At 68.3% G+C, this 26,708-nt stretch carries 27 protein-coding genes; 12 read left to right on the forward strand and 15 right to left on the reverse strand.

The genetic code is table 11. The features are described from left to right. Positions 1–32: 32 nt before the first annotated feature. Positions 33–788, forward strand: a complete 756-nt coding sequence (locus tag RS85_RS15085; protein WP_046014296.1) for an MIP/aquaporin family protein — start codon at positions 33–35, stop codon at positions 786–788. 44 nt (positions 789–832) lie between these two features. Continuing rightward, the gene (gene glpK, locus RS85_RS15090; RefSeq protein ID WP_046014297.1) at positions 833–2,347 is read left to right on the forward strand and encodes a glycerol kinase GlpK; all 1,515 of its coding nucleotides are present in this window, start codon (positions 833–835) and stop codon (positions 2,345–2,347) included. Between the two features lie 59 nt (positions 2,348–2,406). Here glpK and RS85_RS15095 read toward each other — a convergent pair whose 3' ends face one another. From RS85_RS15095 to RS85_RS15115, 5 genes are all read right to left on the reverse strand, one after another. Further along, entirely contained in the window at positions 2,407–3,324 is a 918-nt protein-coding gene (locus tag RS85_RS15095; protein WP_046014298.1) for a hypothetical protein, read from the reverse strand. 210 nt (positions 3,325–3,534) lie between these two features. Then, positions 3,535–5,097 (reverse strand): signal recognition particle protein, encoded by a 1,563-nt coding sequence (gene ffh, locus RS85_RS15100; protein WP_046014299.1) that lies wholly within the window; start codon positions 5,095–5,097, stop codon positions 3,535–3,537. Positions 5,098–5,110: 13 nt separating this feature from the next. Beyond that, the gene (locus RS85_RS15105) at positions 5,111–5,611 is read right to left on the reverse strand and encodes an RNA polymerase sigma factor (RefSeq protein WP_082087653.1); all 501 of its coding nucleotides are present in this window, start codon (positions 5,609–5,611) and stop codon (positions 5,111–5,113) included. Next, on the reverse strand, positions 5,608–6,264 hold the full coding sequence (locus RS85_RS15110; protein ID WP_046014301.1) for a hypothetical protein: 657 nt from the start codon (positions 6,262–6,264) through the stop codon (positions 5,608–5,610). The genes RS85_RS15105 and RS85_RS15110 overlap by 4 nt, the downstream gene beginning before the upstream one ends. A 37-nt stretch (positions 6,265–6,301) precedes the next feature. Continuing rightward, complete coding sequence (locus tag RS85_RS15115; protein ID WP_046014302.1) at positions 6,302–6,889, reverse strand: TetR/AcrR family transcriptional regulator; 588 nt, start codon at positions 6,887–6,889, stop codon at positions 6,302–6,304. Between the two features lie 89 nt (positions 6,890–6,978). On the opposite strand from RS85_RS15115, the gene lipB reads away from it, so the two are divergent. Beyond that, positions 6,979–7,644: a lipoyl(octanoyl) transferase LipB gene (gene lipB, locus RS85_RS15120; protein ID WP_268748010.1), complete on the forward strand. Its 666-nt coding sequence runs from the start codon at positions 6,979–6,981 to the stop codon at positions 7,642–7,644. Next, positions 7,641–8,630: a lipoyl synthase gene (gene lipA / locus RS85_RS15125; RefSeq protein ID WP_046014304.1), complete on the forward strand. Its 990-nt coding sequence runs from the start codon at positions 7,641–7,643 to the stop codon at positions 8,628–8,630. The genes lipB and lipA overlap by 4 nt, the downstream gene beginning before the upstream one ends. Positions 8,631–8,649: 19 nt before the next feature. Here the strand turns inward: lipA and RS85_RS15130 are convergent, their stop codons facing one another. Both RS85_RS15130 and ftsY read right to left on the reverse strand, forming a co-directional pair. Continuing rightward, positions 8,650–9,150: a DUF2004 domain-containing protein gene (locus tag RS85_RS15130; RefSeq protein WP_046014305.1), complete on the reverse strand. Its 501-nt coding sequence runs from the start codon at positions 9,148–9,150 to the stop codon at positions 8,650–8,652. Between the two features lie 44 nt (positions 9,151–9,194). Next, a complete protein-coding gene (gene ftsY, locus RS85_RS15135) occupies positions 9,195–10,067 on the reverse strand; it encodes a signal recognition particle-docking protein FtsY (protein WP_046014306.1) in 873 nt (290 codons plus the stop codon). 28 nt (positions 10,068–10,095) lie between these two features. Here ftsY and RS85_RS15140 point away from each other — a divergent pair, with 28 nt between their 5' ends. Next, a complete protein-coding gene (locus tag RS85_RS15140; protein ID WP_160298637.1) occupies positions 10,096–10,767 on the forward strand; it encodes an alpha/beta fold hydrolase in 672 nt (223 codons plus the stop codon). Positions 10,768–10,770: 3 nt separating this feature from the next. Here RS85_RS15140 and smc read toward each other — a convergent pair whose 3' ends face one another. Next, complete coding sequence (gene smc / locus RS85_RS15145; protein WP_046014308.1) at positions 10,771–14,316, reverse strand: chromosome segregation protein SMC; 3,546 nt, start codon at positions 14,314–14,316, stop codon at positions 10,771–10,773. A gap of 527 nt (positions 14,317–14,843) precedes the next feature. Here smc and RS85_RS15150 point away from each other — a divergent pair. From RS85_RS15150 to RS85_RS15170, 5 genes are all read left to right on the forward strand, one after another. Further along, complete coding sequence (locus RS85_RS15150) at positions 14,844–15,125, forward strand: hypothetical protein (RefSeq protein WP_046014309.1); 282 nt, start codon at positions 14,844–14,846, stop codon at positions 15,123–15,125. Between the two features lie 58 nt (positions 15,126–15,183). Further along, positions 15,184–16,230 carry a GNAT family N-acetyltransferase gene (locus RS85_RS15155; RefSeq protein ID WP_046014310.1) on the forward strand — a complete coding sequence of 349 codons (1,047 nt, stop codon included), beginning with the start codon at positions 15,184–15,186 and terminating at the stop codon, positions 16,228–16,230. After that, positions 16,227–17,306 (forward strand): GNAT family N-acetyltransferase, encoded by a 1,080-nt coding sequence (locus RS85_RS15160; protein WP_046014311.1) that lies wholly within the window; start codon positions 16,227–16,229, stop codon positions 17,304–17,306. The genes RS85_RS15155 and RS85_RS15160 overlap by 4 nt, the downstream gene beginning before the upstream one ends. Before the next feature lie 103 nt (positions 17,307–17,409). Next, positions 17,410–18,105 (forward strand): ABC transporter ATP-binding protein, encoded by a 696-nt coding sequence (locus tag RS85_RS15165; protein ID WP_046014312.1) that lies wholly within the window; start codon positions 17,410–17,412, stop codon positions 18,103–18,105. Continuing rightward, positions 18,102–19,424, forward strand: coding sequence for an FtsX-like permease family protein (locus RS85_RS15170; protein ID WP_046014313.1), 1,323 nt, complete (start codon positions 18,102–18,104; stop codon positions 19,422–19,424). Before RS85_RS15165 ends, RS85_RS15170 begins: the two co-directional genes overlap by 4 nt. Positions 19,425–19,434: 10 nt before the next feature. On the opposite strand, the gene mutM is transcribed toward RS85_RS15170, so the two are convergent. The 6 genes from mutM to RS85_RS15200 form a co-directional block, all read right to left on the reverse strand. Next, entirely contained in the window at positions 19,435–20,298 is an 864-nt protein-coding gene (gene mutM / locus RS85_RS15175) for a bifunctional DNA-formamidopyrimidine glycosylase/DNA-(apurinic or apyrimidinic site) lyase (RefSeq protein ID WP_046014314.1), read from the reverse strand. Further along, positions 20,291–20,983, reverse strand: a complete 693-nt coding sequence (gene rnc / locus RS85_RS15180) for a ribonuclease III (RefSeq protein WP_046014315.1) — start codon at positions 20,981–20,983, stop codon at positions 20,291–20,293. Before rnc ends, mutM begins: the two co-directional genes overlap by 8 nt. A 13-nt stretch (positions 20,984–20,996) precedes the next feature. After that, positions 20,997–21,206, reverse strand: a complete 210-nt coding sequence (gene rpmF, locus RS85_RS15185; protein WP_046014316.1) for a 50S ribosomal protein L32 — start codon at positions 21,204–21,206, stop codon at positions 20,997–20,999. A 2-nt stretch (positions 21,207–21,208) separates the two neighbouring features. Beyond that, the gene (locus RS85_RS15190) at positions 21,209–21,703 is read right to left on the reverse strand and encodes a YceD family protein (protein WP_235282456.1); all 495 of its coding nucleotides are present in this window, start codon (positions 21,701–21,703) and stop codon (positions 21,209–21,211) included. A gap of 123 nt (positions 21,704–21,826) precedes the next feature. Continuing rightward, positions 21,827–22,324 carry a pantetheine-phosphate adenylyltransferase gene (coaD, locus tag RS85_RS15195; protein WP_046014317.1) on the reverse strand — a complete coding sequence of 166 codons (498 nt, stop codon included), beginning with the start codon at positions 22,322–22,324 and terminating at the stop codon, positions 21,827–21,829. A gap of 60 nt (positions 22,325–22,384) precedes the next feature. Further along, positions 22,385–24,559 carry an ATP-dependent DNA helicase RecG gene (locus RS85_RS15200; RefSeq protein WP_046014318.1) on the reverse strand — a complete coding sequence of 725 codons (2,175 nt, stop codon included), beginning with the start codon at positions 24,557–24,559 and terminating at the stop codon, positions 22,385–22,387. A 61-nt stretch (positions 24,560–24,620) separates the two neighbouring features. On the opposite strand from RS85_RS15200, the gene rsmD reads away from it, so the two are divergent. Beyond that, on the forward strand, positions 24,621–25,235 hold the full coding sequence (gene rsmD, locus RS85_RS15205) for a 16S rRNA (guanine(966)-N(2))-methyltransferase RsmD (protein WP_046014514.1): 615 nt from the start codon (positions 24,621–24,623) through the stop codon (positions 25,233–25,235). On the opposite strand, the gene thiL is transcribed toward rsmD, so the two are convergent. Further along, on the reverse strand, positions 25,205–26,200 hold the full coding sequence (gene thiL / locus RS85_RS15210; RefSeq protein WP_046014319.1) for a thiamine-phosphate kinase: 996 nt from the start codon (positions 26,198–26,200) through the stop codon (positions 25,205–25,207). The two genes, rsmD and thiL, sit on opposite strands and share 31 nt — an antisense overlap. A 23-nt stretch (positions 26,201–26,223) precedes the next feature. Here thiL and RS85_RS15215 point away from each other — a divergent pair, with 23 nt between their 5' ends. Next, positions 26,224–26,706, forward strand: coding sequence for a DUF3515 family protein (locus RS85_RS15215; protein WP_046014320.1), 483 nt, complete (start codon positions 26,224–26,226; stop codon positions 26,704–26,706). Positions 26,707–26,708 lie beyond the last annotated feature (2 nt).

Here is a 26,708-nt window from a genome sequence, read left to right on the forward strand (position 1 = left end):
GGCCCCGGCACTCAAGAAAGGTCAATGAAGACATGGCTGATGTGAATCTCGGTCTCTACTTCCTGTCGGAGCTGGTCGGAACAGCGATGCTGGTCCTGCTCGGTTGCGGTGTGGTCGCCAACGTCGCGCTCGCGAAGAACAAGGGCTTCGGCGGCGGCTTCCTGATGGTCAACTGGGGATGGGGCCTCGCGGTCTTCGCCGGTGTGCTCGTCTCCGCCTATTCCGGTGCGATCCTCAACCCCGCGGTCGGCATCGGCCTGCTCGTCGCAGGGAAGATCTCGTTCGTGATGTTCCTCACGGCGACCGGCGCGGAACTGCTCGGCGCCATTCTCGGTGCCGTGCTCGTCTGGCTCGCGTACAAGCAGCACTTCGACGAGGAGCCGGAAGCTGCCAACAAGCTCGGCGTCTTCTCGACCGGTCCTGCCATCCGCTCCTACGGCTGGAACCTCGTCACCGAGGTCATCGGTACGTTCGTGCTGGTGTTCGTCATCTTCGCGTTCGCCGACTACGGGGACATCGAGGTCGGCACGCCCGGAGGCCTCGGACCGCTCACGGCCCTCCCGGTCGCCCTGCTCGTGGTCGCGATCGGCGCCTCGCTCGGTGGACCCACCGGATACGCCATCAACCCGGCCCGTGACCTCGGCCCGCGCATCGCTCACGCCATCCTGCCCATCAAGGGCAAGGGCTCGAGCGACTGGTCCTACTCGTGGGTCCCGGTCGTCGGGCCGCTCATCGGTGGTGTGCTCGCCGCCCTCGCCGCACCTGCGCTTCTCGGCCTCGCCGGCTGACCGACGCATCACGCATCCGCAACGCTATTCAAAGGAGAAGCACAGTGGCTGACTACATCATCGCCATCGACCAGGGAACGACCTCGAGCCGCGCCATCATCTTCGACAAGAAGGGCAGCATCATCGAGTCGGGGCAGAAGGAGCACGAGCAGATCCTGCCGAAGGCCGGCTGGGTCGAGCACGACGCTGCCGAGATCTGGCGCAACGTTCAGGAGGTCATCGGGCTCGCACTGAGCCGCGCCGACCTCACGCGTCACGACATCGCTGCGATCGGCATCACCAACCAGCGCGAGACCGCGGTGGTGTGGGACCGGACGACCGGCAAGCCCGTCTACAACGCCATCGTCTGGCAGGACACGCGCACCCAGGAGATCGTCGACCGCCTCTCGGCGGACGGCGGCGGCGACCGCTTCAAGGACATCGTCGGCCTGCCGCTGGCGACGTACTTCTCCGGCACGAAGATCGCCTGGATCCTGGAGAACGTGGAAGGCGCCCGCGAGAAGGCGGAGGCCGGAGATCTGGCCTTCGGCACCACCGACAGCTGGGTTCTCTGGAACCTCACCGGTGGCGTCGACGGCGGCGTACATGCGACCGACGTCACCAACGCCTCGCGCACGATGTTCATGGATCTGGAGACGCTCGAATGGCGCGACGACATCCTCGAGGTGTTCGGCGTGCCGCGCTCGATGATGCCGGAGATCCGTTCCTCGTCCGAGGTCTATGGCAATGCTGAGGACTCGTCGCTGCTGCGCGAGACCCCGATCGCCGGCATCCTCGGCGACCAGCAGGCGGCGACGTTCGGCCAGGCGGCATTCCAGACCGGTGAGAGCAAGAACACCTACGGCACGGGCTGCTTCCTGATCTTCAACACGGGCGAGGAGATCGTCCACTCGAAGAACGGGCTGCTCACCACCGTCGGCTACAAGCTCGGCGACGGCCCGACGCACTATGCGCTCGAAGGTTCGATCGCCGTCACCGGATCGCTGATCCAGTGGCTGCGCGACCAGCTCGGCATCATCTCCTCGGCCCCCGAGGTCGAGAAGCTGGCCGAGCAGGTCGAGGACAACGGCGGCGTCTACATCGTGCCCGCGTTCTCCGGTCTGTTCGCGCCGTACTGGCGCCCGGACGCCCGCGGCGCGATCGTCGGACTCACCCGCTACGCGAACAAGAACCACATCGCTCGCGCCGCCCTCGAGGCCGTCGCGTTCCAGACGCGCGATGTTCTCGACGCGGTCAACGCCGACGCCGGTGTGGACCTCACCGAGCTGAAGGTCGACGGCGGCATGGTCGCGAACGACGCGCTCATGCAGTTCCAGGCCGACGTGCTGGGCGTTCCGGTGGTTCGCCCGGTCGTCGCGGAAACCACGGCGCTGGGCGCGGCGTACGCCGCGGGCCTCGCGGTGGGCTTCTGGAACGGCCTCGACGACCTGTCCGCCAACTGGCAGGAAGACAAGCGCTGGGAGCCGTCGATGGAGGCCGGTGAGCGCGACCGCCAGCTGCGACTGTGGCGCAAGGCCGTCACGAAGTCGATGGACTGGGTCGACGAAGACGTGAAGTAACGACGTTTCGCCAGGAGGCGGGCTCGGAGCGCTGCTCCGGGCCCGCCTTTCACGTTCAGCTATACGCGGTTGATCGCATCGAAGAAGGCTCCGGTGCCGTCGACTGTCAGCTGGTCGTCCGCATCCACGGAGGTGATCTTCTCGTAGCCGGAAGCGCCCCAGTAGAAGACCTCCCGAGAGATCTCACCGGGGTGGTCGCCGAAGACCTTCTGCGCGAAGCCCCGCATGTCGCTCGCGACAGTGAGGGCATTCGGCCCCTCCACGACATGGAACACGAGGTGGTGGCGCGAGGGCACGGCGAACAACACTCCGCGAGGCGCTTCGGACACTCCGAAACGCGGCAGGAACGAGGGGAAGTCGAGAGCATGGCTCGCCGTGAACAATGACTCGGTGGAGACGATCAGGAACTGCCCCGAACCGGCGTTCATCGTGAAGGCCTCGTCGGTCGCCTCTTGGGCGAGGGCGGCGATACCCGCCGTCCACAGGGCCTCCGCGTCGAAGCGGCTGACGACACCGTCGGGGAGGGCGGTCGCGGACTCGGGGTAGTCGAGCATCAAGATGGCCTCCAGGCCCTCTGCGACGACGTACCGATAGGTGAAGTGCTGTTTGTGGGTGTCAGGGAGGTAGGAGCTCGGGATGAGACGGGCCTTCACGAGCGACAGGACCTCGTCATCGGACAGATCGTTGTCCTTCGGCTCATCCCTACGGCTCAGCACGCCTGAGATGTGGCGCTCGATGACCTGCGGCCAGTTCTCCTGTGGTTCCAGCTTCACGGCACGCGACAGGTTGTACAAGCCGTACTGGGCACCGGAGGAGCTTTCGGCGTACTCACCGTGGAGCGTGATCGTTCCCTCGGATGCCGGCCACCGCTGCGCGAACGTGCGGCGGAGGAGATCCGCCTCCTCGATCGTCAGATCGTCGAGATCGGGGTCGAACTCGCTCGCTCGCTTCTTCTTACCGAAGTTCAGAAGTCCCACGCGACACTCTCTCTCAGCGATCGTCAGCCGGAGTATCTCTTCGGCCCGAGCGCGCAGCCGTCACGGTATCGCGGCGCACTCGATGAGATCCGCAGTGACGCGGAATATCGGCGAGCGTCGGGTCGGGGACCTTCGTGGCTCCCGAGAATCGTGAGGGGGCGCGGTTGACACTGGGCGGTGCCTTCACGCCCGAGTCGGCCCTCGGTTCGCTCAGCCCTTGCCGAACAGCTTCTGGATCTCGGCGAGATCCGCTTCGCTCGGGGCTTGAGCCGCGGCGCCGCCACCGAGGCCGAAGCCGGAACCGGTCGGTGCGGTCGTCGAGGCGATGCCGGCGTTCTCGGCCGCGCGCTTGGCCGGGTTGCCCGACCGCGAGCCGCCCGACGACTTGCCCTTCTTGCCCCGCTTCGACGAGGCGCCGGGGCGACCCATTCCGGGAACCGCCCCCATGCCCGGGATGTTCGGGGTCCCGCCGCGTGCGACGGTCTTCATCATCTTGGCGGCCTGCTCGAAGCGCTGCACGAGCTGGTTGACGTCGGTCACGGTCATGCCGGATCCGCGGGCGATGCGAAGACGACGCGAGCCGTTGAGCACCTTCGGGTTGCGCCGCTCCCCCGGAGTCATCGACCGGATGATGGCCTCGGTGCGATCGATCTCGCGCTCGTCGAAGTCCTCGAGCTGCTGCTTCATCTGCCCCATGCCCGGGAGCATCCCGAGCATCTTCTTCATCGAGCCCATCTTCTTCATCTGCTGAAGCTGGTCGAGGAAATCCTCGAGGGTGAAGGCCTCGTTCGCGATCTTCTCGGCCATCTTCGTGGCCTCTTCCTCGTCGAAGGCCTGCTGGGCCTGCTCGATGAGGGTGAGGATGTCGCCGAGGTCGAGGATGCGGCTCGCCATGCGGTCGGGGTGGAACGGCTCGAGGTCTTCGAGGCGCTCGCCGGTCGACGCGAAGATGATCGGACGGCCCGTGACGGATGCCACCGAGAGAGCAGCACCACCGCGCGCGTCGCCGTCGAGCTTCGACAGCACGACACCGGTGAAGTCGACGCCCTCCTGGAAGGCCTTCGCCGTGTTCACCGCGTCCTGACCGATCATCGCGTCGATGACGAACAGGACCTCGTCGGGGTTGACGGCCTTGCGGATGTCAGCGGCCTGCTTCATGAGCTCGGCGTCGACACCCAGGCGACCTGCCGTGTCGATGATGACGACGTCGTGCTGCTGACGACGGGCATGCTCGACGCCGTCGCGCGACACCTTGACGGGGTCGCCCACGCCGTTGCCGGGCTCGGGAGCGTAGACCGCAGCACCCGCCTGCTGAGCCACGACCTGGAGCTGGTTGACGGCGTTCGGGCGCTGCAGGTCGGCGGCGACGAGCAGCGGCGTGTGCCCCTCGCCTTCGAGCTGCTTGGCGAGCTTGCCCGCGAAGGTCGTCTTACCGGAACCCTGGAGGCCGGCGAGCATGATCACCGTCGGCGCGGTCTTCGCGAACTGCAGACGACGCTGCTCGCCACCGAGGATCTGCACGAGTTCCTCGTTGACGATCTGCACGACCTGCTGCGCCGGGTTGAGTGCCTTGCTCACCTCGTCGCCGAGAGCGCGCTCTCGAACCTTGGCGGTGAAGTCCTTCACCACGACGAGAGCGACGTCGGCGTCGAGCAGCGCGCGACGGATCTCTCGCACCGTGCCGTCGACGTCGGCCGCGGTGAGCTTCCCCTTCGTGCGAAGGTTGCGGAAGGTCTCGGTGAGCCGATCGGAGAGCGTGCCAAAGGTAGCCATGGTGCTGTCGATTCTACGCGAGCGGAGCCTCCATGCTCAGCGCGGCGCGGAGGTCGCTCTTCGCCCGTTGGTACCGACCGCGCGCCGTGGATGCGGGGATGCCGAGCAGCTCGGCCGCATCCGTCAGCGAGAACCCGTCCCAGTGCACCAGACGCACCAGTTCGGCGAGGTCGGGATCAAGGCGCGCGAAGGCATCCCGCACCTCGGAACCGGCATCCGAAGCAGGGGATGACGCTTCCGTGCGCGCGTGCAGGCGGATGCGATCGGCCAACGCCCACCGGCGGCGCTCGCCCCGCGCGTGATTCTGCAGTGTCCCGCGAGCGATGCCGAAAAGCCACATCCGCGCGCGCTCGGGGTCGTCGGGAAGCTCGCGGACGCGACGCCAGGCGACGACCATCGTCTCGCCGAGCAGGTCGGGCGCGTCGTCGTGTCCGACGCGCCGAGCGAGATAGTTCAGGATGTCACCGCTGCTGTGCATCAATACACGGGTGAGCGGCTCCTCGGTACGGCTCACGGCGTTCCGCCTTCGCCGCCCCAGTCCTCTCCATCGCAGTGCACTTGACTGTGCGCCTCCGATCCCGCGAGGTTGCCGGAGTCGAAGCCGTGCTCTCCCAGCTCGATGTAGAGCGCCTCACTCAGCGCCTGCTCGTGAGCCGTCCACGCGGCCAGATCCGCAGCACGCGGGTCGTTCTGCACCTCCGGGTCGGCTTCCTGCGACTTCTCCACCACCGCCAAGTGGTTGTCGACGAACGGCGCCGCGGCAGCTTCCACATCGGTCGTCGCGAACCACTCGTCGACGATCGCATCCACGTTCGCCTGCGTGAAGATGTTGTGGGTGTCGAGGCCGCTGAACCGGATCTCGCACTGACCCCAGGTCGGCGAGGTGTAGGTGTAGCTGCGATCAGGGTTCTCCAGCCCGTCACTCCAGAGCCAGTCCCCGGCGGCCGTCGCCACCCCAGCGCCGCCTGCGAGCAGTACCGCCAACGCACCCGAAAGGAGCGCGACTCGCCGCCGGCGCTTCGGGACGGTCGACTGCGCTCGCGCCTCGGCGACCATGGCGCGCACCTCTCTCGCCTCGAGCGAGTGCGCGGCCGGTGCCGACGCATCCAGCAGTTCGTCGAGCTGATCCCTGTTCATGAGTTCCTCCTCGGGGGTGGGTTCACTCATGACATGTCCGGCAACGCCCGCTTCGTCCGCTCCGCGCTCAGATCGCCCAGGGAAGATCGTGAATGGTCCCGAGGGCGTCGAGGAGCACGGCCTCGGGTGTCCCACGTCCGGCGCCGTGTTCCGCCCAGACACGCAGGGATGACAGGACGGCGGCCGCGTACGCCGCGCCCAGGATGTCGGCCCGGATGACGTCCACTCCGGATGCACTGGCCGCGCGGGAGACGGCAGCCGAGAGTCGAGCGAGGCGCAGCCCCGTGTCCCGTACGAGCTCGTCCTGTAGTCCCATCGCTGCCGAGTTGCGGAGCGCGAGAGCCAGCGGATCGGGTGCGAAGTCCCGCACGACCAGGAGCAGAATGTCCTGCACGGCGTCGCGGTCCGCCGCCGTGCCGAGGTTCTCGAGTGCTGCGGTCGCGTGGCCGACCCGCTCATCGACGCCCGACCACAGCACGTCGCTCTTCGACGTGAAGTAGTTGAAGAAGCTCGAGCGGCTGACCCCGGCCCGCTGGGTGATGTCGGCGACCGATGTCCTGTCGTACCCGCGCTCGAGGAAGAGCTCGCAGGCGGCTTCCGCCAGCGTCTCCCGCGACGACGCCTTGGGGCGACCTGCCCGACCGGTGGACTTCATGACTCTCACGGTACCGCCCGACACGGCGCGGTGCCCCCACGATCGCTCATGGGGAGTATTCTTAGACCGCATCCAATTACCTCACGAAGGTGGCCACGAGCATGCTCGACATCCTCACCCCCGGATTCGCCCCGAATCCCGTTCCATACACCGAAGGCTGGGAGCTGCAGCGTCGCGTCCACGCCGACGTCGTCGACGGCACCCGTCCCGACACGCTCATCCTCTTGGAGCACGAGGCAGTGTACACGGCCGGCAAGCGCACCGAGCCTCAGGAGCGGCCGCAGGACGGAACGCCGGTGATCGACGTCGACCGCGGCGGCAAGATCACCTGGCACGGACCGGGGCAGCTGGTCGGCTACCCAGTCGTCCGGCTTCCTGAGCCGATGGATGTCGTCGCGCACGTCCGCCGGCTCGAACGTCTGCTGATCGACGTGCTGAAGCCGTTCGGGGTGGACGGATATCAGGTCGACGGTCGAAGCGGAGTGTGGGTGCGTCGTCCGCTCTCGGAGGACAAACTCGCGGCCATCGGCGTCCGCGTCCAGCAGGGCGTCACGATGCACGGATTCGCGATCAACTGCGACAACTCACTGGCGGGCTTCCGCGGCATCATCCCGTGCGGCATCACCGACGCGGGCGTCACGACGGTGAGCGAGGCGGTCGGCAAGACCATCACCCCCGCGGACATCGTCGAGGCCGTGATCTCCGCCTTCACCACCGACTACGCAGGAACCGACTTCGCAGGAGTACGCGCATGACCGCCGCACCCGAGGGCCGCAAGCTTCTGCGACTCGAGATCCGCAATGCGGAGACGCCGATCGAACGCAAGCCGGAATGGATCAAGACGAAGGCGAAGATGGGGCCGGAGTACACCGCGCTGCACTCCCTCGTGAAGAGCGAAGACCTGCACACGGTGTGCCAGGAAGCCGGCTGCCCGAACATCTTCGAATGCTGGGAGGATCGCGAGGCGACCTTCCTCATCGGCGGCTCGCAGTGCACCCGGCGCTGCGACTTCTGCCAGATCGACACCGGCAAGCCCGACGCCTACGACACCGACGAGCCGCGGCGCGTCGCGGAGAGCGTGCAGAAGATGGGACTCCGGTACGCCACGGTGACGAGCGTCGCGCGGGACGACCTGCCCGACACGGGGGCCTGGCTCAACGCCGAGACCGTTCGCAGGATCCACGAGCTCAACCCGAACACCGGCGTGGAGCTGCTCGCGAACGAGCACAACGCGGATCCCGCCTTCCTCGGCCAGATCTTCGACGCGCGTCCCGAGGTGTTCGCGCACAACGTCGAGACCGTGCCGCGCATCTTCAAGCGAATCCGGCCGGCGTTCCGCTACGAGCGGTCGCTCGACGTGCTCACCCAGGGCCGCAACGCCGGTCTCATCACCAAGTCCAACCTCATCCTCGGCATGGGCGAAGAGCCGGAAGAGGTCGTCCAGGCGCTGCAGGATCTGCACGATGCGGGCTGCGACATCATCACGATCACGCAGTACCTCCGGCCGACGCCACGCCATCTCCCGGTCTCGCGCTGGGTCAAGCCCGCGGAGTTCGTCGAGTTCAAAGAGGAGGCCGAGCGCATCGGGTTCCTCGGGGTGCTCGCCGGACCGCTCGTGCGCTCGTCCTACCGCGCCGGCCGGCTGTGGGCTCAGTCGATGATCTCGAAGAGGCGGGAGATCCCTCCCCACCTCTCGCACATCGCTGAGAGCGCCGACCTGGGGTTCGCTCAGGCGGTCTGAGCGCGTCGCGGAGACCGGGTCAGTCGGCGCTCATCACCGACTGCACGCTGCCGTCGGACCCGAGGTTCACCAGCAGCACATCATCGGTCGAGCTGTCGTCCAGCGCATACTCGAGAACGGCGAACGGCTCCGAGCCTCCGTGCTCGTCGGCGAGGATCGTCATGCTCATGAGGCGGAGCGAGCGGATGATGTCGACTGCCGGATCTCCGGAGACGTCGACGAGCACATCGGGCAGATCGTCCCCGTAGGTCTCCTGCTGCTGGAGGATGTACTCCGTCACCTCACTCGTGCGATCGTCCACCTCGGAGAGCATGCCGCGGCGCGCGGTGTCATCGACGCTCTCGAGTCCTGCGATGAGCGATGCGGCGATGTCGAGCGCGTCAGCGGACACGTCGTCCTGGTCCGGAGCCGTCAGATCCACGGTGACGCTCTGGTCGCCGAGCTCCACGGTCTCCGACCAGAAGATCGAGCCGTCGGGTCCTGACGAGAGGAGTCCGAAGTAGTCGTGTTCGATCGCCATAACGCTATGAAACCAGCCTCGTGCTCACTGCGGTAGCCCTGTCCTCAACCGACGAGCGACTGGACGAACACATGGGGGGTGAAACCGGTCAGATCGTCGATGCCTTCGCCCTGTCCGAGAAGCTTGACCGGGATGCCGGTGCGCTCCTGCACGGCGAGCACGAAGCCGCCCTTGGCGGAGCCGTCGAGCTTCGTGATCACGAGGCCGGTGACCCCGGCGTGCTCCAGGAACGACTCGGCCTGCAGCACGCCGTTCTGCCCGGTGGTGGCGTCGAGGACCAGCAGGACCTCGCTGATCGGCGCCTGCTTCTCGATGACGCGGCGGATCTTGCCGAGCTCGTCCATCAGTCCGCCCTTGGTGTGCAGACGGCCGGCCGTGTCGATGATCGCGATCTCGATGCCCTCGCGCTTCGCGTAATCGATCGTCTGGAAGGCGACGGATGCCGGATCCTGACCCTCCTGCTGCGGGCGGACGATCGCCGCTCCCCCGCGCTGCGCCCACGTGGCCAGCTGATCGACTGCGGCGGCGCGGAAGGTGTCGGCGGCCCCGACCACGACGCTGCGTTGATAACCGCGCAGGAACTTCGTGAACTTGCCGATGGTCGTCGTCTTCCCGACGCCGTTGACGCCGACGACGAGCACGACGGCGGGGCGCTCGGTGAGCTTCAGCGTGGTGTCGAACTTGGCGAAGTGCTCCTCGAGCGTCTCACGCAGCATCCGCTGCAGATCTTTGGGATCGGTCGTACGGAAGCGATCGACCTTCTCGCGAAGTTCCTCGACGACCCGCTCACTGATGTCGGGGCCGAAGTCCGCCGTGATGAGCGCGGTCTCCAGGTCCTCCCAGGTCGTCTCGTCGATGGTGGGCTTGACGAACATGCCGCGCAGCGCGCGACCGAGAGACCAGGACTTATCCGCCATGTCTCCAGCCTACGGGTACCATCCGGGGATGATCCGCGCGCAGGACTTCGATCGTCTGTACATCCACAGCGGCGGACGCCGAGGCACGGATGCCTGGCCGCATGCGACCGACTCCGCTGCGGAGTTCCTCTCATTCCCCGCGGACACGGCGGTCAGGGATCAGGTGAAGGCTCTCGTCGACAGAGACCGGGACCGCAGCATACTGATCTTCGCGCACTCGATCGGCGCGGTCAGTGCGGTGCTGGCAGCGGACCGGCTCAACATCGCCGGGCTCGTCCTCGTCGAGCCTGCGCTCTACGATCTCGCGCGCGGCGACGCGGCGATCGAGCGCCACATCGCCATCGTCACCGAGGCGCGAGACCTGGCATCCGGCGGTGAGCTCCGTGGGTTCTGGGCCATCCTGCGTCCGCTGATGTTCGGCGGACACTTCGATCCGACACACTGGGACGACGAGCGGGCCCTCGCCGAGCGGTGGGCGAGCACGAACGTCCCCTGGGGGCACGGTGTGAGAGAACGGACGCTACGTGGGATCCCGACCTTGGCGGTCACCGGCGGGTGGAACGCCGAGTACGAGGCGATCGCCCAGGTCCTCGTCGCCACAGGTGCTCGGCACGTCGTTCTCCCGGGCGCCCAGCACCGACCGCAGGACCTCGAGTCGTTCCCCGCCGTCGTGGAGCGCTTCGAACGGTCTCTCAGCTGAGAGTCAGCTCGCGGCGGCGGCGCGGTCGCCGACCCGCTGGCCCACGACGGCAGAGACGCCGTCCTGACGCATCGAAACGCCGTACAGGGCGTCGGCGATCTCCATCGTGCGCTTCTGGTGCGTGATGACCAGCAGCTGCGAACTCTCCCGCAGCTGTTCGAACACGCTCAGAAGGCGTCCGAGGTTGGCGTCGTCGAGCGCCGCCTCCACCTCGTCGAGGATGTAGAACGGACTCGGGCGCGCCTTGAAGATCGCGACCAGAAGCGCGACGGCCGCGAGCGACCGCTCGCCTCCCGAGAGCAGCGACAACCGCTCGATCTTCTTGCCGACCGGCCGCACCGAGACTTCGATCCCGGTTGTCAGCATGTTGTCGGGGTCGGTCAGAGAGATGCTCCCGACACCACCCGGGAAGAGCAGTGGGAACACCTGCCCGAAGGCTTCCTTCGTGTCTTCGAAGGCGCTGGCGAAGATCGTCTGCATCCGCTCGTCCAAGTCGCCGATGATCGTCAGCAGGTCCTGGCGAGTCTGGGTGAGATCGGCCAGCTGTTCCGTCAGGAAGGCGTGGCGTTGTTCCAGGGCCGCGAACTCCTCGAGGGCCAGCGGATTCACTCGCCCCAGCTGGGCGAGCTTTCGCTCCGACTCCGCGAGACGTCGCTGTTGGATCCGTCGGTCGTAGGGGATCGCGGTGTCGTCGACGAGTTCGCCGTCGACCGCCTCAGCCCCCGGATCGCGCGGAACGAGCTGGTCAGGCCCATATTCCGCAACGAGAATATCTTCGTCGAGAGCGAGCTCCGAAGACACTCGCTCGAGCAGGCTGTTGAGGTGCAGCTTCTTCTCGTGGATCTGGAGCTCGAGACCGTGCACGCTTTCCGTCAGACCAGCCAGACGCTCGCGCAGCGACGTCTCCTGGGTGCGCAGCGCCACGAGCTCCTCGTTCTGCGCCGACCGGGCGGCCTCCGCCTCGCCCAGCGCGATGCGCGCCTCTGTGACGGATCTGTCGAGCGAATCCAGGATGCGCGGCAGCTCCGCCGCGACACCGGATGCGGCCTCCCGCTGCGCGCGGCGGATGACGGACCTGCGGGCCGCCTCGGCTGCGGCATCCCGTTCCTGCTCACGCTGACGCTCGAGGCTCGTGACCCGCGCCTGGGCGGCGCGCACACGCTCCCGGAGCGTCTCGATCTCGAGCCGGGCGCGGACCTCGTCCTCACGCGCCGCCTCCAGCGCGTCGAGCAGGCCGTCGCGTGCGGTCGCATCGAGCACGGGTCGCGGCGCGGCGATCGCGGCCACGACCTCTTCCTTGGCGGCCTGCGCCTTGGCCTCGGCATCCGCGACCGCGGCCTGCGCCTGGGCGAGTCCCGACTCCAGCCGTTCGCACTCGGCGACAGCGGACTCGTGGCGCACGGTGATGCGGTTCACCTGCTCCGCATGACTCGCGAGCGCTGCGTCGTGCTCGCGCAGAGCTCGCAGAGCATCCTTCGCGTGTCGTCGCGTCGTCTCGACCGTCTCGTTCGCCTCCTCGCGCGCTTCCCGCAACGAATCGACGACGATCTGGATCTCAGCGAGCCGCTCTCGGGCCGCATCGCGTTCCGCCGCCAGTTCCAGACGGGATCGCTCACCGCCGGAGCCGGTGCGCAGCGTCTGCGCGGTGACCACGTCACCGCCGATCGTGACGATGGTGGTGGTCGTGTCGCCGACGGCATCCAGGGCCGCTCGCGCGGCGCGCGCCGCCTCGAGGTCGGCCGAGATGAGCACGTGCGAGAGAACGCCGAGGATGCCGTCCGGCGCGGTGACAGTCTCGATCGCCGGGGTGACGCCCTCGACGGACGGCAGGTCGATGGCCGGGCGAAGAGCATCCGCCACCACGAAGTCGACGACACCACGTCGCTGCGCCGCGGCCTCGTCGGCCAGGGCGAAGGCATCCGCTGCCGTATCGATGAGCACGCCCTCCGCGAGCGGACCGAGCACGGCGGCGATCGCCGCTTCGAACCCGGAGCGCACCTGCACGGCGTCGCCGACGAGACCTCGGATGCCGGGACCACCGGCCTTCACGATCTCCGCGGCACCGCTCGACAGCGCCAGCGCGCTGCTCAGCGCCGCAGCCTTCGCCGTGAGCGAGTCGACCTCGCGCTCCGCGGCGTGCAGGCGCTCGCGCAGAGCCTCACGCTCGGCCTCTGCGGTCGTCGATGCCCGCTGCGCACTGTCGTACGCGGCCGCATGCTCGGCAGCGGTCCCCTCCGGAGCCTCGGCGTCGTCGATCGCCTCGAGTGCCTCCGTCGCCTCGCGGCGTCGCTCGTTCGCCGCCTCCAGGGCGTTCTCCTGCCGGAGGACGGCTCCTCGAACGGCGGCGAGAGCGGATGCCGCGGCATCCGCCGTTCCGCGCAGCGTCGAGAGTCGCATGTCGTACGCCGAGACCAGAGCGCTCTGCTCGGCGATGTCCACATCGAGAGTGTCGAGTTCGGCCCGCGCCTGCATCACCTCGCGGCTCGCTGCCACCACAGCATCCTGCGCGTCGCCGAGTCCGGCGGAGATCAGATCGATCTCTTCTTTCGCCTCGTCGATCGTGCTCTGCGTCACCGTCACCGCGGTGACTGCGGCATCGTCCTCCTCGGACCCTAGGAGCGCGAGGCGCTGATTCGCCAGCGTGTACAGACCGCGCATCCGCTCCTGCACCTGCTCGAGGCCGAAGGCGACGCCTCTGGCTTGATCGACGGCGACGGAGTTCTGGTTCTGCTCGAGCCGGGCGATGCTCGTGCGTACCGTCTCGGCCTGGTCGGAGAGCACGAGTCGCTCGGTGTGGCGTTCGTGCTCGGTGCGCGTGTGATCGGCGAGAGCCGTGCGGAGGGCGACGACGTCGTCGGCGAAGATCCGCGCCTTCGCGTCGCGCACCACGGCCGCGATGGTCTGCGCCTCGCGAGCGATCTCGGCCTGACGGCCGAGCGGCTTGAGCTGACGTCGGATCTCGCCGGCGAGATCGCTGAGCCGCGTGAGATTCGCCTCCATAGCGTCGAGTTTGCGGAGGGTCTTCTCCTTGCGCCGGCGGTGCTTGAGGATTCCGGCTGCCTCCTCGATGAAACCGCGACGGTCCTCCGGCGATGCCTGCAGCACCGTGTCGAGCCGGCCCTGACCGACGATGACATGCATCTCCCGGCCGAGGCCGGAGTCGCTCAGCAGTTCCTGCACATCGAGGAGCCGGCAGCTGTCGCCGTTGATCGCATACTCGCTCGAGCCGTTGCGGAAGAGCGTGCGGCTGATCGTCACCTCGGCGTACTCGATCGGAAGCGCGCCGTCGGCGTTGTCGATCGTCAGCTGCACCTCGGCACGGCCGAGCGGACCGCGCGTTGACGTGCCGGCGAAGATGACGTCCTCCATCTTGCCGCCGCGCAGCGTCTTGGCGCCCTGCTCACCCATCACCCAGGCGAGCGCGTCGACGACGTTGGACTTCCCTGACCCGTTCGGGCCGACGATGCATGTGACTCCGGGTTCGAACACGAAACTGGTCGGCTGGGCGAACGACTTGAACCCCTTGAGCGTCAGGCTCTTCAGATGCATGCGGGCACCACTCGTCCGGGGAGAATCACGCGGCTACGCTACCGGAATCCCGCGGAACGGCCATGATCCCGCGCGGTCAAGGGCTGAACCCGTGCCTCACGCGACACGCCGATGACCGTGAATATGCTTGACGTCTCCTGTGAACGTTCGCTACCGTAACGTCCGGATCGCCACACGAAAGGAGGTTACCCATGATGTTCACTCAGCTCAACGCTCAGGCCACAGGCCTCGCCGCGCTCGCGCACTCTGCGCCGCGCCTCGCGCCATCGGTAGCCTTCGGCGACCGTTCCAGCGTGATCGGTTAGCACCGCTTCCGAGAATCCGGGCCCGTACTGGGTCTTCTGTCTCGACGGTTCACCCGCGCTCCCCCTCTGATCCGATCCCGGATCACGGATTCCCGCCACCTCGGCGCCGCGTCCTCCGCGGTCGCATTCGTGGCCCGCTTCCGCTCCCTCCCCCGACCGCATCCGCGGTCCTGCGCCGGAGCTTCCGCACCCATCTCCACCATTCATCTCGAAGGAATCATCGTGAACACCACGCTGCATCGCGGCATCGCCCACCCGCCCGATATCGAGGACCAGCAGGTCCTCCACATCCCCCGCCCTGACGAACTGCGCAGGCTCCGTCTCGCCGATCGTCTCTCTCTCCGGATCGGCCTCTGGCTGTTCCAGAGAGCGCAGCGTCCTCGGCGCGAACGCCGGAACCTGTACATCGCTCCCGCTGAACCGCTGCTGCTCGGGGAGCGCCACCGCTCCCCGGCGGAATCGTACGCTCTGCTGACGTACGACCTGCAGCGCAGCATGCGCTGAACGGAGATCTCATCATGACGACCATCCCGCTCACCGCAGGCGCTACCCGCATCCGTTCGTGCTCCCCGCGCGGGCGGATGCAGCGGACGCGGGCGAGTTCCGAGAGCTCGCCCGCGTCCGCAATCTCGTCTATCAACAGATCACCGGCCGCAACGAAGACGACCTCACGCCGGGGGCCCTGCTCCCGGTGCTGCGGTCGCGTCCCGATCGCACGACGGTCGTCTGGGCTGTGCGCCTCGGCGACGAGATCATCGGTCGCGCGATCGTGAACATCCCGCAGGAGGAGGGCTCGCGCGTCGCCATCGTCTCGATCGAGCTGCGCCGCGAGGTGTGGGGACGCGGCATCGGGAGCGCCGTGCTCCCCCACCTCGAGGCCGTCGCACGGCAGCACGGACGCTCGGTCCTTCAGGAGTGGCTCGAGCAGCCGCAGAGCGACGGGCCACGTATCGAGGCGCCGACAGGATTCGGCAGCGTTCCGCGTGATCACGTCGCGCGCTTCCTGCTGCGGCACGGGTTCGCTCTCGAACAGGTCTACCGCGTGAGTCATCTCGAGCTGACGCCCCACACACGGGCGCGCGCGGAAGAGCTGCTCGCGGAGGCGCGCACCGCATCGGGCGAGTACCGCATCGTGCAGTGGATGCTGCCGACCCCCGTGGAGCGTGCCCCGGGCTACGCCTGGATGAAGTCCCGCATGTCCACCGATGCACCCGCTGCGGGGCTCGAGACCGACGAGGAGAAATGGGACGTCGCGCGCCTGACCGAGAGCGAGCAGCGCCTGGCCGAGATGGGCCGGACGATGCTCGTGACGGCTGCCGAGCACATCGCCACGGGAGACCTGTGCGCGTTCTCGGAGCTGGCGATCGGTGCGGACCCGGAAGATGTCACGCATCAGGAGGACACCCTCGTGCTGCGGGAGCATCGCGGTCATCGACTGGGCCAACTGGTGAAGTGCGCTGCCCTACTCGCGTGGCCGGAGATCGCGCCCCGATCGCCGAGCGTGATCACCTACAACGCCGAGGAGAACCGGCCGATGCTCTCCATCAACGAGGCCATGGGCTTCACCCCCACCGCGTACGAAGGCGCATGGAAGAAAGAACTGTCATGAACACACTCACCCTGACGATCAGCCCGCTCGTCGTCCCGCGTTCGCTGGACGACGCCGACGCCGCCGAGTTCCTGGCCTACGGCGAACTCAACCGGCGCATCTGCGACGAGGCCGTCGGACTGCCCGACCTCGCGCCGGATGCCGCGCAGATGCTGCCCGCGTGGCACGACAACACCGACACGCTGCAGACCGGATTCGTCGCTCGCGCCGAGGGAGAGATCGTCGGCATGGTCACCGTGTCGTTCGCGCAGGAGGCCGAGGCGCACGCCGCAGAGATCGACCTGCTGGTCCCCGCCGAGCACTGGGGGCACGGGGTCGAGGACGCGCTGCTCGCACGAGCGGAAGACGAAGCGCGCTCGCACGGGCGCAGCGTTCTGCAGGTCTGGTCATTGCACCGCCCCGAGGAGACCGATCGGATGCTCGTTCCCCGCACCGGCTGGGGACGCATCCCGGCGATCGGCCTGACCGACCTTCTCGAGGCGCACGGTTTCACTCTGGAGCAGGTCGAGCGCAACAGCGAGTTCGATCTGCAGGCCGATGCCGGGCCGCTGCGTCGTGCCTTGACGGACGCGCAGTCCGTCGCCGGCGAGGACTATCGGATCGTCGAATGGATGCTGCCCACGCCACCCGAGCTTCGCAACGGCTTCGCGCGGGTGCTGGCCCGGCTGTCGACGGATGCCCCGAGCGGCGAGATGGACTTCGTCGCAGAGGAGTGGGATGCCGAGCGCGTCGTCCGGCGCGAGGCGCAGCTCACCGGTGCGGGTCAGGCGGTCTCGGTCGTCGCGGTCGAGCACGTGCCGAGCGGTGAGCTGGTCGCGTACAACGAACTGCTCATCTCGGCCGATCGTTCCAGCGTCACCCACCAGTTCGGGACCCTGGTCTCGAAGGAGCACCGCGGACACCGGCTGGGCATGATCGTGAAGTGCGCGAATCTGCTCCGCTGGCGGGAGCTGATGCCCTCGTCGCCGGTCGTCTCCACGTTCAACGCAGAGGAGAACCGGCCGATGCTGAGCATCAACGAGGCGATCGGATTCGTGCCGGTGTCGTACGCCGGTGCGTGGCAGAAGAAGATCTGACTCGCGGATGCAGGTCCGATGTCATTCTTCGGGATGACGTCGGTCCCGCATCCTCATCCGTCCGGGCGACGACGGTGGCGCAGCGGACGACGACGCTGGAAGCATGAACATTCCCGTGATCGAAGCTCGCGCTCTCACCAAGAACTTCGGCTCCACCCCTGCCCTCGCCGGCGTCGACCTCGCCATCCATCGTGGCGAGTCCGTCGCCATCATGGGAGCCTCGGGGTCGGGCAAGACGACGCTGCTGCACGTGCTGGCCGGCATCATCTCACCGGATGCCGGCGCCGTCACCTTCCGTCCCGCGGAGGCGGCACCGGTCGAGATCACCGCTCTGAGCGAATCGGCTCGCTCCCGCCTACGCCGCGAACGCTTCGGATTCGTGTTCCAGCAGGGCCTGCTGATCCCGGAGCTGACCGCGGTGGAGAACGTCGCGCTCGCCGCGATGATCAACGGCATCCGACGCCAGGATGCCGTGCAGCACGCCGCCGCATGGCTGGCGTCGCTCGGCCTCGCCGGCATGGAGAACCGACGCATCGGCGAGCTCTCCGGCGGTCAGGCGCAACGCGTCGCGATCGCGCGTGCTCAGGTGACCGGCGCGGAACTCGTGTTCGCGGATGAGCCGACCGGCGCGCTCGACTCCCACACCTCGGCCGAGGTGATGGATGCGCTCCTCTGGTCGACGACCGGCCAGGGCCGGACGCTGGTCGTGGTCACGCACGATCCGGAGGTGGCCGCGCGCTGCACTCGGACGGTCGCCGTGCGCGACGGACGCATCGTCACCACGGCGGTCGCAGCATGAACGCGAACGTCCTCGCGCTGCTTCTCAGCCCCGCTCCCGGCCAGAACAGCGTCCTCGCGCTGCCGATCGTGGCCTTCGGCGTCGTCACGACCCTCGTGCTCACCGTCATCGGCGGAGCGCAGTCGTTCTGGGGATGGACCGACCCGGAAGCTCCGATCTACCAGGCGCTCGCGGCGATCGCCCTGGTGCTGCTCGTGGTCCCGCTGATGTCTCTCGGCGGCGCCGCCGCACGCCTCTCCGCCCGTCGTCGGGACGAACGGCTCTCCACTCTCCGACTGCTGGGCGTCTCCCCCGCGGGCGTCACCGTAGCGACAGTCGCGGAATCGGTGCTCGTCGCCGGCGCAGGCGCGCTGGCCGGCGTGCTCGGACACGTGGCGCTCAGCCCGCTGATCGGCCTCATCCCGTTCCGCGGCGATCCGCTCGGATTCGCCGCCGTCGTGCTGTCGCCGCTGAACATCCTCGCGGTGGTGGGAGGCGTGCTCCTTCTCGCCGCGGCCAGCGCGATCGTCGGTCTCCGACGCGTCGTGATCTCACCCCTCGGGGTTCGCACCCGCACGGCGGTGGCGAGCGTGCACTGGATCCGCGTCGTCATCGCTGTCGGCGTCATCGCGATCGCGTTCGTGCTCATCAAGGTCTTCCCCTCGGTGGGTGACCTCGTCACGACGATCGCGGTGCTCGCCGGGTTGTTCGGCGCAGTCCTTGCCATCCTCAACGTCATCGGCCCGTGGGTGCTCAAAGTGTCGGCATCGCGTCAGCTGCGCCGGGCCGAGAAGCCCGAGCGTCTGCTCGCTGCCCGCCTCGTGCTCGATTCGCCCAAGGGCGCGTGGCGCCAGGTCGGCGGCATCGCGATGGCCAGCTTCATGGCGGTCTTCGCCGGAACCGGAGTGGCGCTTCTGAACGTGATGAGCTCGGAGGATGCCGCCGCAGCCGACATCGCCCTGGCGAACGACATCCGCACCGGGCTCTTCATCACCCTCATCGGCTCGTTCCTCATGGTGGCGGCATCCGTCGGTGTGAATCAGGCATCCGACGTGCTCGACCAGCGCGAGCTGCATCGCAGCCTCCACCATCTGGGCGTGCCTCTGGAAACCGTCAACCTGGCGAGGCGACGTGCGATCATGTCGCCCCTGCTCGTCACCGCACTCGGATCCGCGCTGTGCGCCGGCATCCTGGCGTTCCCGCTCGTCGGGATCGCGCTGATCACCGCGCCCCTGTCGCTGCTGACGATCGCCACGGTCGTCGCGGTCGGTATCGGGGTGGTCTGGGCGAGCACGTGGGCGACCCGCCCGCTCCTCGCCGGGTCCTTCCGGACGGCGTGAGGTCGTGTCGTCAGCGGCGGCGCTGACAGACCGGGCAGAAGTGCGACGAGCGGTTCATGAAGGCGGCCCGACGAATGGGTGATCCGCATCGCGGGCAGGGCTGTCCGCCGCGACCGTAGGCATTCAGCGAGTGCACGAAGTACCCCGCCTGCCCGTTCACGTTGACGTACTGCGCGTCGAAGCTCGTCCCACCCTCGGCGAGAGCCTTCGCGAGGACGGTGCGCACTTCGGCGAGAAGGCGGATCACCGCGGGACCCGACAGCCTGCTCGCGGGAGTCTCCGGATGGATCCGCGCGGCCCAGAGAGCTTCGTCCGCATAGATGTTGCCGATGCCGCTGACGACGCTCTGGTCGAGGAGCACGCGCTTGATCGCGCTGTTCTTGCGCGAGAGCGCCCGCACGAAGCGCTCGTCGTCGAACGCGTCGTCGATCGGGTCGCGGGCGATGTGGCTGACCTGCGTGGGGACCAGCGACGGCCCGTCGGTGATCAGGGCGTCGACGGCGAGAGAGCCGAACGTGCGCTGATCCGAGAAGACGACCGCGAGTTCGCCGTGCTGGGGATGCTCGAGATGGAGCCGTACGCGCTCGTGCCGCTCGGCTGCGGCATCCGGCGCCCGCAGCAGCATCTGACCGCTCATGCCGAGATGCGCGATGAGGGCGGACTCGTCATCGTCGAGCGGAAGCCAGAGGAACTTGCCTCGACGGGATGCCGCGGTGAAACGGCGGCCTTCGAGCCGTGAGGCGAAGTCGACGACGCCCGCCGGATGCCGGGTCAGCGCCCGTTCGTCGAACACGCTCACCGCGGTGATCAGCGACCCGACGGCCGCGGGCGCGAGACCCGCGCGGACGACCTCGACCTCGGGAAGCTCAGGCACGCTCGCTCAGCGTGCGCCACGCACTCAGCGCTGCCGCCATCTCGGCGGTCTTCTTGCTGCTTCCGGTGCCCGTCATCCGGACATCGCCGACAGCGACCGTCGCCGTGAAGCGGCGGTCATGATCCGGCCCGCTGGCCTCGACCGAGTACTGCGGCGGTGTCGCTCCGGTCCTCGCTGCCAGCTCCTGGAGACTGGTCTTCGGATCCATCGCCGCGCCATAGCGCTCGGGGTCGGCGAGCAGCGGTTCGGTCAGCCGCAGCACGAGTTCGGTCGCGGCTTCGGGTCCGGCCGACAGGTACGTGGCGCCGATGACGGCTTCCATCGTGTCGGCGAGGATCGAATCCTTGTCCCGACCACCGGTCTGCTCTTCGCCCCTACCGAGCAGCAGGTGACTGCCCAGATCGATGCCGCGAGCGACCTCGGCGAGGGCGACCGTCGACACGACGCTCGCGCGTCGCTTGGCCAGCTCGCCCTCGTCCAGCTCAGGGTGCGTGGTGAACAGCATGACCGTCACGGCCTGGCCGAGCACCGAGTCTCCGAGGAACTCGAGGCGTTCGTTGTGCGGGATGCCCCCGTGCTCGTATGCGTACGAGCGGTGGGTGAGCGCCAACTCCAGAAGCTCCGCGTCGATGTCGACGCGGAGCTTTTCTGGGAGAGGCCTCGTCCCCCCGGGGACCTCCGTCACGATCGTTCGCGACTCAGACGTCAGCGACCTTGCGGCCCTTGTACTCCATGTAGAGCTCGGTGCCCTGCGAGTCGGTGACGACCTTCGCCTGGTGGGGACGGCTGTAAACGACCTGTCCGTTCTCGATGGTCTTGACGAGCGCGATGGGCGCCGCCTTCCACTGCGCGCGGCGCGAGCGGGTGTTCGAACGGGAGACCTTGCGCTTCGGGGGGTTACCAGCCATGACTAGCTCTCTTCTTTCTCGGCGGCACGAGATTCTTCCGCGCCGTCCTGGTCTGTGATCTGTTGGAGCGCACTCCATCGAGGATCGATGGGAGCCGCCTGCTCCGTTCCGGTGCTCTCGGCCAGTCGTTCACCCGTTTTCGGGTCGAGACCCGGGCAATCCGGCTGACACACCGGCTGAAATGGAAGCGACAATACGGCCGCATCCCTGACGAGAGTTTCAAGATCCACGTGGTTGTCTTGAACCTCGAAGTCAGTTTCTTCCTCACCAGGATACGCGAAAAGCTCCTGGAACTCGACTTCGACCGGCCGGGTGATGTCGATGAGGCACCGCCCGCACACACCGGCGTACGCCGCGTCGGCCGTTCCGGACACCAGAATGCCCTCGTGGACCGACTCCAGCCGCACATCGAGATCGATGTCGGAGCCTGCTTCGAAGGACACGATTCCTTCACCCCAGGCTTCGGCGAGAGTCACCGTGAACTCGTGTTCACGCATCTCCCCCGGCCGTCGGACGATGTCGCGGACGGGAAGGACGAAAGGGCCGCTCAGTCGAGATCGCACCACGCCATGTTACCCGGGTCTGTCTGCGAAGAGGCCGGGCTGCACACCGGACAGCCGTCAAAGGCCTCGCGAACCGGTGTCGAGGTAGGCCGCGACGGCCGGCGGGACGAAGGGGCTGACGTCGCCGCCGAGCGATGCCACCTGACGAACCAGTGAGCTCGAGACCATCGCGTGCGAAGGGTCGGGCAGCAGGAACACCGTCTCGATGTCGGCGAGGTGGCGGTTCACGATCGCCATGGGCGACTCATAGGCGACGTCGATCTGCGAGCGGATGCCCTTGACCAGGACCCCTGCGCCGACGTCGCGGGCGTAGTCGACCAGCAGGCCCATGCTCCAGGACCCGATCACGATGGTCCCGTCCATGCCGTCTTCGGCGATCGAGCGCTCGAGCAGAGACAGGCGCTGAGCGATGGGTAGCATCGCCTCCTTGCCCGGGTTGTGCACCACGAGCACGTGGAGTTCGTCGTACAGCCTTGCGGCACGACGGATCACATCGAGGTGACCCAGGGTCGGCGGATCGAAGGACCCCGGGACGACGGCGATTCGACTGCTCACTGCGACTCCATTCGTCGTTCCGTGCCTCGCACGGCTCCAGCCTAGGGCACCGCCGAGGCGTCAGTTCTTCGCCAGCGCGGCCCTGTCCTCGTCGCTGACGCGGCGGCCGATGACGTCGCGGAGCCCCGGATGCTGAGCCAGTTCCGGGTCTGCCGACAGGATCTCCTCGGCGACCTCGCGTGCCCGCGTGATCAGCCCGGCGTCCTTCACGACGCGCAAGAGCTTCAGCGACGAGCGGACCCCGGCCTGCGCGGCACCGAGCACATCACCCTCGCCGCGGAGTTCGAGGTCGACCTCGGCCAGCTTGAAGCCATCGAGGGTGGCGGCGACCGCCTCGACGCGCTCGCGCGCCACCGATCCCGTCTCCGCCTCGGTGACGAGCAGGCAGAGGCCGGGAACCCCGCCTCGACCGACCCGGCCGCGCAGCTGATGCAACTGAGAGACGCCGAAGCGGTCGGCATCGAGGACGATCATGGTCGACGCATTCGGCACGTCGACACCGACCTCGATCACGGTGGTGGCCAGCAGCAGGTCGATCTCGCCTCGTGCGAAGGCCTGCATCACGGCATCCTTCTCGTCTGAGGGCATCTTGCCGTGCAGCACGGCCCGTCGGAGTCCGCCGAGCTTCGGATGCGTGCTCAGCGCCTCGTCGAGCTGCACCACCCCCCACCGCGGGCCGGCCGCTCCCTCCGGAACGAGCGCGGGCTGCTCACCCGGCTCTGCGGTCTTCTTCGTCGTGTCGATCGCTGCGCAGACGGCGAACACCTGGCGGCCCTGGGCGATCTCCTCGGCGGCGCGGTCCCACACGCGGTTGAACCAGCCCGGATGCTCGGCGAGCGGAGCGACGAAAGTCTCGATGCCTGCACGCCCTGCGGGCATCGTACGGATGACCGAGGTGTCGAGGTCGCCGAACACTGTCATCGCCACGGTCCGCGGGATCGGGGTGGCCGTCAGCACCAGCGCGTGCGGGCTCGAGCCCTTCGCGCGGAGCGCCTCGCGTTGCTCGACACCGAAGCGGTGCTGCTCGTCGACCACGACGAGCCCGAGATCGGCGAATGTCGTCTTGTCCCCGAGCAGCGCGTGGGTTCCGACGACGATGAGCGCCTGACCCGAGGCGACCCGGAGCGCGGCCTTACGACGAGCGGCAGCCGGCATCTGGCCGGTGAGCAGCGTCGGCATCACGAGCGGAGCGAGATCCGGCCCCAGCATCTTCGCGATGGAGCGCAGGTGCTGACCGGCGAGCACCTCGGTCGGCGCGATGAGAGCCGCCTGGCCGCCGCTCTCGGCGACCTGCAGCATCGCGCGCAGCGCGACCAGCGTCTTTCCCGAGCCGACCTCTCCCTGCACCAGCCGGTTCATCGGCCAGTCCCCCACGAGATCGCGGGCGACCTGGTCGCCGACCGTCTGCTGATCGGGCGTGAGGGTGTACGGCAACGACGCATCGAAGCGCTCCAGCAGGCCCCCAGGCCGCGCGGGGCGAGCCATCGCCGAGAGGGCGCGCACGGCGTCGCGCTGCTGGAGCAGAGCCGTCTGCAGCGTCAGCGCCTCATGCATGCGCAGGGTGCGCACGGCGGGGTCGATGTCGTTGCGGGTGCGCGGTCGGTGGATCAGTTCGAGCGCCTCGCGGGCGGTGAGCAGTTCGTCGCCGGTGCGCACCGGCTCGGGCAGCGGATCGGGCACGGTCGGGAGGTCGTCGAGCACGCGCCCGACGAACTTGGCGATCTGCCACGTCTGGAGGGTCGATGTCGCGGGATAGATGGGAATGAGCACGGCTGCGCGGGCATCCGCTCGACGCCTGGCGGAATCTTCGTCATCGAAGAGCTCGTACTCCGGGTGTGCGAACTGGGTGACATCGTTGAACATGCCGACCTTGCCGGAGAACACGCCGCGGCGGCCGACCGCGAGGTCTTTCGACCGCCACTCGGCCGCTCCGATGTTCTTGGCGAAGAACGTCAGCGACATGCGGCCGATGCCGTCGCCGATGACGACGTCGACCATCGCGCCTTGGCGGTTGCGCATACGGCGGAAGCTCGAGGACAGCACCTCGGCGACGATCGTGACCGTCTCGCCGATCGGCAGATCCCGGATCGGCGTCAGCTCGCCCGGATCTGCATATCTCCGCGGGTAGTGCGAGACCAGGTCGCCCACGGTCTTCATGCCGAATGCGCGATCCAGCGTCTTCGCCGGGACCGCCCCGAGGGCGTCTCCCAGCGTCGAATCGAGCGTGAGGGGCATGCTCAGAGTCTAGGGAACACCGCGGACACGTCGGATGCCGCGACTGTCGTATCGTGAACGGGTGACGAGGATCATCGCCGGAACGGCCCGTGGAGCGCGACTCGAGGTCCCCGGTGCGGGGACGCGTCCGACCAGCGACCGTGTGCGGGAGTCGCTCTTCGGTTCCCTGGAGTCGGCGGATGGGATTGACGGCGCACGAGTGCTCGACCTCTACGCGGGGTCGGGCGCGCTGGGACTGGAGGCGCTCAGCCGCGGGGCTGCGACCGCGGACCTCGTCGAGCGGGGCCGTCAGGCGGCAGAACTCATCCGACGCAATGCGGCGACCATCGCCAAAGCGGGCGTCTCCGGGGCGGCCCGTGTCCACGAAGCGGCCGTGCACACGTACCTGCAGCGGTCGGCAGGGCCTTTCGACCTGGTGTTCTCCGATCCCCCGTACGATCTCGACGACGAAGCGATGACGGCGGACCTCATCGCGCTCACTCCTCTTCTCTCCGCGGACGCGCTGGTCGTCGTCGAGCGGGCTCGGCGATCCACTCCCCCCGACTTCGGGCGTGCCGGCCTCGAGCTCGTCCGCGAGAAGACCTACGGCGATACCGCGATCTGGTGGGGGCAGCCCCCGGCGAACGACGAAGCCGACTCCGGACCTCAGCCCGAGACGGAATCCCAGTCCCGGTAGGGATCCCATCCGGAGGTCTCCACGGGCCGGTCGTCGCACAGCAGCGCTTCGTCCCCGGCGGGACGCACCTCGCCGACGATCCGGAACCCGGGCGGGAGCACTCCCTCCGGGAACGTGGCCAGCAGACCGTGATCCTCGCCGCCGGCCAGCGCCCGCTCCGGGTGCTCACCGAGCGACCGTCCATCGAGCGCGATGGTGACACCGGATGCGGCCGCCATCCGCCGCGCGTCGAGAGCGAGTCCGTCCGAGATGTCCATCATCGCCGTCGCCCCCGCGGTCGCGGCCACCGGACCGAGTCCGATCGGCGGCGACGGCCGCAGCTGCGCCGAGACCGCGGCCCGCTCTCCTGAGGCGAGCAGGGACGGGTCGACGGCCACAGGCGTGTCGCCGTCGCGGAAACGGCCGAACAGCACGGCGAGACCGCGGGCGGCGTGTCCGAGCTCTCCGGCCACCGCGACCACGTCGCCGGGCCGTGCACCGCTGCGCGTCACCGCGGCCCGCCCCTCGAGGTCGCCCAGAGCGGTCACCGCGACGGTGAGCACGTCTGAGACCGTGAGATCTCCCCCGACGACCGTGCAGCCGGGTGCGAGAGCCGCACAGGCCTCGCGGAAGCCGTCAGCCAGCCGCTCCACGAACGACAGCCGGAGGTCGCGCGGCACGGCCAGCGCCACGAGCAGCGCTGTCGGCCGGGCTCCCATCGCGGCGATATCGGCGAGGTTCACAGCGGCCGCCTTCCAGCCCAGGTCGTAGCCGCCCGTCCAGGCGAGCCGGAAGTCCGGGCCGTGCACCAGCGTGTCGGTCGTCGCCACCACCGTGCCGGATGACGCAGCGATCACCGCAGCGTCATCGCCCGGTCCGAGAAGCGTGTAGGCCCCGGGCGCGGTGCGCGCGAGGATCGCCTGGAGGATGCGGCCCTCCGAGAGGTCACCGAGGGCAGGATCGTCGGCTTCGGGTCGGGAGGACATGTTGTCAAAGGTAGCCTGGAAGCATGCCCCGTTCCCGTCGCCTCGCAGCCCTCGGAGGTGCGGTGATCCTGGTCGCGGCCCTCTCCGGGTGCTCCACGACTGTGCACCTCGAACCCGCGGACGACGCGAACAATCCCGGCTGCGCGTCGGTCTCGGTACTGCTGCCGGAGAGCGTCGCCGGGTTCGAGCGGGTGTTCACCGACGCCCAGGCGACCGGGGCCTGGGGCGACCCGACGATCGTGCTCCGATGCGGCGTGGAACCCCCCGCGCCGTCCGAGCTCGTGTGCACCACGATCAGCGGGGTCGACTGGCTGGTCCTCGATCAGGAGGAGGAGCGCCAGCGACTCGTCACCTACGGGCGTGAGCCGGCCGTCGAGGTCAACATCCGTCGTGGGGAGCAGATCGACTTCCAGGCGGTCGTCGACACGATCTCCTCCAGCATCCAGCCAGGCCTCGCGCCCGCGACCGCGGAGTGCACTGAACGCGTCGAGTTCCCCGCGGGCTGAGC

The sequence above is a fragment of the Microbacterium sp. SA39 genome, assembly GCF_000967865.1.
Lineage (GTDB): Bacteria > Actinomycetota > Actinomycetes > Actinomycetales > Microbacteriaceae > Microbacterium.

Excerpts from the sequence above, each read along its gene's own strand:
- RS85_RS15085 (WP_046014296.1), top strand. The coding sequence starts at position 33 with ATGGCTGATGTGAATCTCGGTCTCTACTTCCTGTCGGAGCTGGTCGGA.
- ffh (WP_046014299.1), bottom strand. The coding sequence starts at position 5,097 with ATGGCTACCTTTGGCACGCTCTCCGATCGGCTCACCGAGACCTTCCGC.
- RS85_RS15110 (WP_046014301.1), bottom strand. The coding sequence starts at position 6,264 with ATGAGTGAACCCACCCCCGAGGAGGAACTCATGAACAGGGATCAGCTC.
- RS85_RS15115 (WP_046014302.1), bottom strand. The coding sequence starts at position 6,889 with ATGAAGTCCACCGGTCGGGCAGGTCGCCCCAAGGCGTCGTCGCGGGAG.
- lipA (WP_046014304.1), top strand. The coding sequence starts at position 7,641 with ATGACCGCCGCACCCGAGGGCCGCAAGCTTCTGCGACTCGAGATCCGC.
- RS85_RS15130 (WP_046014305.1), bottom strand. The coding sequence starts at position 9,150 with ATGGCGATCGAACACGACTACTTCGGACTCCTCTCGTCAGGACCCGAC.
- ftsY (WP_046014306.1), bottom strand. The coding sequence starts at position 10,067 with ATGGCGGATAAGTCCTGGTCTCTCGGTCGCGCGCTGCGCGGCATGTTC.
- RS85_RS15140 (WP_160298637.1), top strand. The coding sequence starts at position 10,096 with ATGATCCGCGCGCAGGACTTCGATCGTCTGTACATCCACAGCGGCGGA.
- smc (WP_046014308.1), bottom strand. The coding sequence starts at position 14,316 with ATGCATCTGAAGAGCCTGACGCTCAAGGGGTTCAAGTCGTTCGCCCAG.
- RS85_RS15160 (WP_046014311.1), top strand. The coding sequence starts at position 16,227 with ATGAACACACTCACCCTGACGATCAGCCCGCTCGTCGTCCCGCGTTCG.
- RS85_RS15165 (WP_046014312.1), top strand. The coding sequence starts at position 17,410 with ATGAACATTCCCGTGATCGAAGCTCGCGCTCTCACCAAGAACTTCGGC.
- RS85_RS15170 (WP_046014313.1), top strand. The coding sequence starts at position 18,102 with ATGAACGCGAACGTCCTCGCGCTGCTTCTCAGCCCCGCTCCCGGCCAG.
- rpmF (WP_046014316.1), bottom strand. The coding sequence starts at position 21,206 with ATGGCTGGTAACCCCCCGAAGCGCAAGGTCTCCCGTTCGAACACCCGC.
- RS85_RS15190 (WP_235282456.1), bottom strand. The coding sequence starts at position 21,703 with ATGCGTGAACACGAGTTCACGGTGACTCTCGCCGAAGCCTGGGGTGAA.
- RS85_RS15200 (WP_046014318.1), bottom strand. The coding sequence starts at position 24,559 with ATGCCCCTCACGCTCGATTCGACGCTGGGAGACGCCCTCGGGGCGGTC.
- thiL (WP_046014319.1), bottom strand. The coding sequence starts at position 26,200 with ATGTCCTCCCGACCCGAAGCCGACGATCCTGCCCTCGGTGACCTCTCG.
- RS85_RS15215 (WP_046014320.1), top strand. The coding sequence starts at position 26,224 with ATGCCCCGTTCCCGTCGCCTCGCAGCCCTCGGAGGTGCGGTGATCCTG.